The sequence below is a fragment of the Marinitenerispora sediminis genome (assembly GCF_003336425.1).
In the GTDB taxonomy this organism is placed as follows: domain Bacteria; phylum Actinomycetota; class Actinomycetes; order Streptosporangiales; family Streptosporangiaceae; genus Marinitenerispora; species Marinitenerispora sediminis.
This window is the reverse complement of sequence record NZ_QEIO01000214.1, coordinates 1-6694: the sequence shown is the minus strand read 5'-3', so window position 1 is coordinate 6694 and position 6694 is coordinate 1. Positions and strand designations below refer to the sequence as shown.

Sequence of the window (6694 nt, the reverse complement as noted above, 5' to 3'; positions counted from 1 at the left end):
CCCGCCGGCCCCCGCCGCCGTGCTCACGGGAGTGCCCGGGATGGCGCCGAGCGCGGCCAACCTGGCGGGGCTCGCGCCGGCCATGCCGCTGCTCGCCGGGGGCGAGCGCGCACGGGCGGCTCAACCGCACCAGATGCCGGCCGGGCCGCGGAATCCGGCTCGAATCGAGGCGTTCCGGGTCCTCGACCGTGCCATCCTCGTGCTGCTGGGCGCGGGGGCGCGGTCGTCGGCGCGGCGCTGCCCCGCGGCGGGACGGCAACCCGGGCGTGGCCGGGGCTGGCCCTGCGGGCGTTCGCCCCGCTGGAGCGCGTCACCTGGTGCCATGTCCAGCTCTCGCACGACCGTCGCGCCCACCTGCCGCGGCCGCCGCGAACCGGCCGGTCCGCGCCGTTCGCACCTTCGCCGCGACCTGGCGCACCGCACCGGCGGCCGAACGCGCCGGCCGACGCCGGTCGGGCATGACCGCGCGCCGCCTCGGAGAGCCGGCCGGCTCCTGCCCCGCCGGACGGCCGAGAGATCGGGCCCTCGGTCGTCCGGCCCCCGGCCCGCCTTCCGGCCGAGGCCGACTCACAGGTGCAGCCGTCCACCGTCCGGGTGGAGGGCGTCGGCGTCCTCGTCGTCGAACCACACGCCGTTGTCGCCCAGGTAGCGGAAGTGCAGCGTCGAGGCCGCCGGGGCGCTGATCGCCACGCTGCGGCGGCCGTTGCTGCGGGGCGTGAGCGGGTGCGCGTAGGGGTCCCAGCCGTTGAAGCAGCCGACCAGCGACACCGGTCCCGGCGGCTCCTCCGGCGGGAGGGAGAACGTCACTCTGACGACCCCGTCCTTGTCGGGCTTTCCGCGTTTGATCACGGCGGGTTCCTCTCTTGGTCTGCGCGCGCGTGCGGCGGTGGACGGGTTGTCCCGCCGCCCCTCGACCGGGGGTCCGGCGAGCCCCATCACAGTGTTGTCGACCCAGGTCAGCGCGCCCCTGAAGGACACGCCGCCCGGTTCCGCCGCTCCGGCCCCGGGCCGGGAGGGCCGTCCGCGCGGCGGCGGATCGGACCGGTGGCGCGGCGCGGGATTTTACGAGGCCGTCACACCGGGGCGTTGATCTCGGGGAACGCCGCGCCTAAGATCACTGCAACATTTGTTCCATTGATCCCTGTTCTGCAATTGGAGTTGCGGTGACGAAGCCGGACGGGACACCCGGGACCCCCCACCCCCCGCTGTCGCCGGCCCTGACCCGGGTCGCCGACACCCTCGCCGCCAACCCCGAACTCGGATCGCACGGCCAGGTCGCCGAAGTGGCGCGCGCCGCCGGGGTCAACCCCAGCACGGTGGTCCGCTACGCCCAGGCGCTCGGCTACAACGGGTGGCCCGCGCTGCAGCAGGAACTGCGCGCCACCTACCTGGCCGGGCTGAACGCCAGCGAGACCCTGCGCCGCCACAACGGCGAGGAGCCCGCCGGCGCGGTCCACCGCGCGCTGCGCCGCGACCTCGCCAACCTGCGTGCCGCGCTCGACACCGTCGACCCCGAGGCGGCCGACGCCGCCATCGAGGCCATCCACACCGCCACCCGCACCCTCGTGGTGGCGTCGGGCTCCTACGTCGCGCCGGCCCACCTGCTCGCGCACCTCGGACCCACCATGGGCCTGCCCATCACGCTGGAGAGCCGCGGCGGCGTGCACCTGGCCACCGCGCTGTCCGGGATCGGCCCGGGCGACTGCGTGGTGGCGGTCAGCTTCTGGCGGCAGACCCGCGACACCCTCCTCGCCGCCCGGATCGCGGCCGAGGCCGGCGCCACCGTCGTCGCCGTGACCGACGCCAACACCGGGGTGGCCGCGCACGCCCGGCACGTCCTCAAGGTGCCCAGCGAAGGGCTCTCCTTCTTCCAGTCCACGACCGCGGCCGTGTCCGTCGTCTACGGGCTGCTCGCCGGCCTCGGCGCCCGGCGCGGCCCCGGCGCCGACGCGGCGCTGCGCCGCACCGAGGAGCTGTGGGAGGCGCTCGGGGCGCTCGGCACCCCCGGGACGTCGCCCGGAACGGCCCGCTGACCCCGCGGGCGCCGCACCGCCCGCCCCCACTCGATCCCGTCACCCCGTCCGCCGCCGCGGACCCTCCCCACCGGAGTAGCACCCATGTCCCGTCACCTTCCGCGCGCGGGCCTGCCGCGGCACCTCCCACTCGTCCTCGCGCTCGCGGTGGTCCTCGCCGCGCTGGCCGAGCTCATCGGCACGTTCGAGTTCAGCATCGGCCCCGGCAAGGTCATCCTCTTCCCGATCATCTGGGCGATCCTGCTCGGCGGGCTGGTCAGCCTGCAGCGCGTGGTCCGCCTGCCGGAGACCGCGCAGCGCACCGCGGTCAGCCTGGTCGAGGTCGGCATCATCCTGTTCATCGTGCGGCTGGCCTTCCTGGTCGGCGAGAAGATCGACACGCTCGCCGACGTCTCCCTGGCGCTCGCGCTCCAGGAGGTCGGCCACCTGTTCGGATCGGTCATCCTCGCCCTGCCGATCGCGGTCGCCCTCGGCATGGGGCGCTCCGCGGTGGGCGCGACCTACTCGATCGACCGCGAACCCAACATGGCCTACGCCGCCGAGCGGTTCGGCGCGGACTCCCCGGAGTACCACGGCGCGCTCGGCATCTACGTCTTCGGCTCGGTCTTCGGCGCCCTCTACCTGTCGGTGCTGGCCGGGTTCCTCGCCTCCACCGGCTGGATCAGCCCGCTGGCGCTCGCCATGGGCACCGGGGTCGGCTCCGGGTCGATGATGGCCGCCTCGGCCGCGGCCATCGCGCACAGCTACCCCGAGATGGAGGAGCAGATCCTCGCCTACGCGGCAGCGGCCAACCTGGTCTCGGAGATCGCCGGCGTCTACCTCGCGATCTTCGTCGCGCTGCCGCTCACCGAGCGCCTCTACCGCTTCTGGTCGAAGACGTTCCGGCGCACCGCTGTGCCGGCCCCCGCGGCACCGGCGGCGACCGCGCCCGCCGGTGCGCAGGCCGCGCCCGCGGCCGCCCCGGCGGGGGAGGCCGCCGCGCCGACGGCCACGTCGACGGCCGCGCCCGCCCGCACGCCCAGCGCTCCCGCACTCGGCCGGGTCGCGCTGTACCTCCTGCTCATCTCGGCCGTCATGCTGGTCGCCAACACCGTCAACATCGGTGCCCTGCACCCCGGCGAGCTCGGCGGGTTCGCGCTGATGTGCGCCGTGACGTTCGCGGCGTTCGCCGTCAAGCGGGCCGCGCCGCGCGTGCCCGCCATGGTGCTCGCCTCCCTGCTCGGCATCCTGGTCGCCAGCCCCCTCAACCCGCTGCGCGAGCAGGTGCTGGCGCTCGTGTCCGACATCCAGTTCCTCGCCACGGCCACCCCCGTGCTCGTCCTCGTCGGTCTGTCCATCGGTAAGGACAGCGCCGTGCTCAAGCGGCTCAGCTGGCGGGTCGTGCTCGTGGCGCTGGTGTCCTTCGGCGCGACCTTCGTCTGCGCGGCGCTCGTCGCGCAGAGCTTCATCTGACCGTTGCGACCGTCCCGTCCCCCGGCGGTCCGGCCGCGGCGCGTCCCGCCCGGCCGGACCGCCGAACCCGCGCCCACGAGGAGGCGACCCCCTTGACCGACCCCGCGACCACGGCTCCGGCCGACCCCGCCGACCGCCGCACCATCGGCGTGATCGGCCTCGGCGTCATGGGCGGCGCCATGGCCCGCACGCTGGTCCGCGCCGGGTGGACCGTGCTCGGCTACGACCCCGACCCCGCCCAGGTCGCCGCCGCGGCGGCCGCCGGCGTGCTCGGCGTCGACGACCGCACCGCACTGGCCGGCCGCGCCGACCACGTGGTGCTGTCCCTGCCCGGCGCCGCGCAGGTCCGCGCGACCGTCCCGGCGCTGCTCGCCGCCGCCGCGCCGCCGCGCGTCATCGTCGACACCACCACCTCCGACCCCGACACCACCCGGGCGGTCGCCGCCGAGGCCGCCCGCCGCGGCGTCGGCTACCTGGACGCACCGGTGTCGGGCGGCCGGGCCGGCGCCGAGAGCGGCACCCTCGGCGCGTTCGTCGGCGGCACGCCCGAGGCGGTGGCCGCCGCCGGCCCCGCCCTGGAGGCGCTGACCGGCGGGCGCGCCGTGCACGTCGGCGACTCCGGCGCCGGCAACGTCGCCAAGCTGCTCAACAACGCCATGTGCGCCGCCCACCTCGCGCTCACCGGCGAGGCGGTCGCCGCCGCCCGCTCCTACGGGCTGGCCCCCGACCGGCTCATCGCCGCGCTGAACACCGCGTCCGGACGCAGCGCCGTCACCGAGGTCAACTACCCGCGCTGGATCCTGACGGAGTCGTTCGACTCCGGCTTCCCGGTGCGCCTGATGTCCCGCGACGTCGCGCTGTGCCTGGACGTGCTGTCCCGCACCGGCTCCGCGCCGGGCGTGCTCGGCGCCGCCGGGCACGTCTGGGCGGAGGCGGCCCGGGAGCTCGCCCCCGGCACCGACTTCAACGCGGTCGCCGAACTGGCCGCCCGGCTGTCCGCCGCCGGCGGCACCGCCACTCCGGCGGCCGAGCCCCGGTGACGCCGCTGGTCCGCACGCCCCCGACCGATCCGACCCCGACCCGAGGAGCCTCCGCGCCATGAGCACCGCCACCGAGCTGATCACCGAGCTGCTGCCCCAGGGCGTCGGCAGCCACACCGCCGACGGCGTGCGCACCGGCTCCGGCACCGCCGTCACCGCCCACGACCCCGCCACCGGCACCGCGCTGCTGACCTGGTCCGACACCGGCGCGGACGGCGCGCGGGCCGCCGTCGACGCCGCCGCTGCCGCCGCCCCCGCCTGGCAGGGGCTCGGCGCGTTCGGCCGGGCCGCGGCGCTGCGCGCGCTGTCGGCCGCGGTCACCGCCGACGCCGAGAACCTCGCGCGGCTGGAGTCGGTCACCGCCGGCAAGCCGATCCGCGACACCCGGGTGGAGGCGGCCAAGGTCGCCGAGATGTTCGCCTACTACGCCGGCTGGGCCGACAAGGCACTCGGCCAGACCATCCCGGTGCCCGGCGACTGGCTGACCTACACCCGCCGCGAACCCTACGGTGTGGTGGCCGCCATCACCCCGTGGAACGCGCCGCTGTTCACCGCCGGCTGGAACGCCGCCCCCGCGCTGGCCGCCGGCAACACCGTCGTCGTCAAGCCCAGCGAGCTCACGCCGTTCACCACCCTGCGCCTGGCCCGGCTCGCGGAGGAGGCCGGGCTCCCGCCGGGCGCCCTGAGCGTGGCCGCCGGCCTGGGCGGCAGCACCGGGCGCGCGCTGGTCGCCGACGAGCGGGTCGGCAAGGTCGCGTTCGTCGGCTCCGTGCCGGCCGGCCGCACGGTGGCCGCGGCGGCGGCCGGGCGCGGCGCGCCCGCGCTCCTGGAACTCGGCGGCAAGAGCGCCAACATCGTGTTCGCCGACGCCGACCTCGACGCCGCGGCCGAGGGCGCCCTCGCCGCGGTCTTCGCCGCGGCCGGGCAGTCGTGCGTCGCCGGCTCCCGCCTGCTCGTCCAGGACGAGGTCCACGACGAGCTGCTGGAGCGGGTCGCGGCCGGCGCCCGCCGGCTGCGCGTCGGCGCCCCGCTGTCCGAGGACACCGAGATCGGCCCCGTGAACAACCGCGCCCAGTACGACAAGGTGCGCGCCCTGGTGGCCGGCGCGCGCGACGAGGGCGCCCGGATCGTCACCCCGGCCGACGCGCTGCCCGGGGGCGTCGAGCCCGGCGGCTACTGGGTCTCGCCGACCGTCGTCGCCGACGTCCGCGCCGAGCACACCCTGGAGCGCACGGAGGTGTTCGGCCCCGTGCTGGCCGTCACCCGGTTCCGCGACGAGGCCGAGGCGGTGGCGCGCGCCAACGGCACCCCCTTCGGGCTCGCCGGCGCCGTGTGGACCCGGGACGTGGCGCGGGCGCACCGCATGGCGGCGGCGGTGCGCGCCGGCACCTTCTGGATCAACGCCTACAAGGCCATCCACGTCGCCGCGCCGTTCGGCGGGTTCGGTGACTCCGGCCACGGCCGCTCCTCCGGTCCGGAGGTGCTCGCCGAGTACACGCAGGCCAAGGCGGTGTGGGTGCACACCGGCGCCGACCCGATGCGGTTCTTCCCGTCGCTGCACGGCTGAGCCGGCGCGGCACCGCCGCACCGGCCCGCCCGTGCCGCCCCCGTCGCGCCGCTCCCGGAGAGACGGCGCGACGGGGGCCTTTGCGGCGGAGCGGGGAGTAGGGGAGTACGCCTCCCGTGGCGGAACGGAGGGCAGGTCTCCCGTGGCGGAACGGAGGGCAGGTCTCCCGTGGCGGAACGGAGGCCGAAATCTCCCGCGCCGAGTGGACGGCGGAACAGGGCGTTCGGACAGGTGTGCGGACCCGCGAGGAGGGAAGGGCGCAAAACAGGCGTCGCGATCAAGGTTGAGCGGGGCGCCGTTGGGCCAATATAAGGGGCGAGGGACCAAGCAACCGGAGGTTGTGGAGATGGCGACGAAGGACACCGGCGGCCAGAAGCACGCGACCCGCCAGAACGAGGAGATCGACGAGGTCGAGGCCGGTACCGCCGCGCAGGAGCGCAACGAGAAGCTGACCGAGGACGTCGACGACATCCTGGACGAGATCGACGAGGTCCTGGAGTCCAACTCCGAGGACTTCGTCCGGCAGTTCGTCCAGAAGGGCGGGCAGTAGCCGGCCCGTCCGGCGCGCGACCGGCGGTCGGCGCCGCCCCGTCCCCGACGGC

General features: G+C 76.2%; 6 protein-coding genes. 5 read left to right on the top strand and 1 reads right to left on the bottom strand.

Annotated features, from left to right (window positions below; translation table 11 throughout):
* Positions 1 to 567: 567 nt before the first annotated feature.
* Positions 568 to 849, bottom strand: a complete 282-nt coding sequence (locus tag DEF28_RS24905) for an isoamylase early set domain-containing protein (RefSeq protein WP_114400822.1) — start codon at positions 847 to 849, stop codon at positions 568 to 570.
* Positions 850 to 1163: 314 nt separating this feature from the next.
* On the opposite strand from DEF28_RS24905, the gene DEF28_RS24900 reads away from it, so the two are divergent.
* From DEF28_RS24900 to DEF28_RS24880, 5 genes are all read left to right on the top strand, one after another.
* Positions 1164 to 2033: a MurR/RpiR family transcriptional regulator gene (locus tag DEF28_RS24900; protein WP_199493514.1), complete on the top strand. Its 870-nt coding sequence runs from the start codon at positions 1164 to 1166 to the stop codon at positions 2031 to 2033.
* A gap of 84 nt (positions 2034 to 2117) precedes the next feature.
* Positions 2118 to 3485, top strand: a complete 1368-nt coding sequence (locus DEF28_RS24895; RefSeq protein ID WP_114400824.1) for a DUF3100 domain-containing protein — start codon at positions 2118 to 2120, stop codon at positions 3483 to 3485.
* Between the two features lie 92 nt (positions 3486 to 3577).
* Positions 3578 to 4525, top strand: a complete 948-nt coding sequence (locus DEF28_RS24890; protein ID WP_199493513.1) for an NAD(P)-dependent oxidoreductase — start codon at positions 3578 to 3580, stop codon at positions 4523 to 4525.
* A gap of 58 nt (positions 4526 to 4583) precedes the next feature.
* Entirely contained in the window at positions 4584 to 6092 is a 1509-nt protein-coding gene (locus tag DEF28_RS24885; RefSeq protein ID WP_114400826.1) for an aldehyde dehydrogenase family protein, read from the top strand.
* A 346-nt stretch (positions 6093 to 6438) separates the two neighbouring features.
* Entirely contained in the window at positions 6439 to 6642 is a 204-nt protein-coding gene (locus DEF28_RS24880; RefSeq protein WP_114400827.1) for a ubiquitin-like protein Pup, read from the top strand.
* Positions 6643 to 6694: the final 52 nt, after the last annotated feature.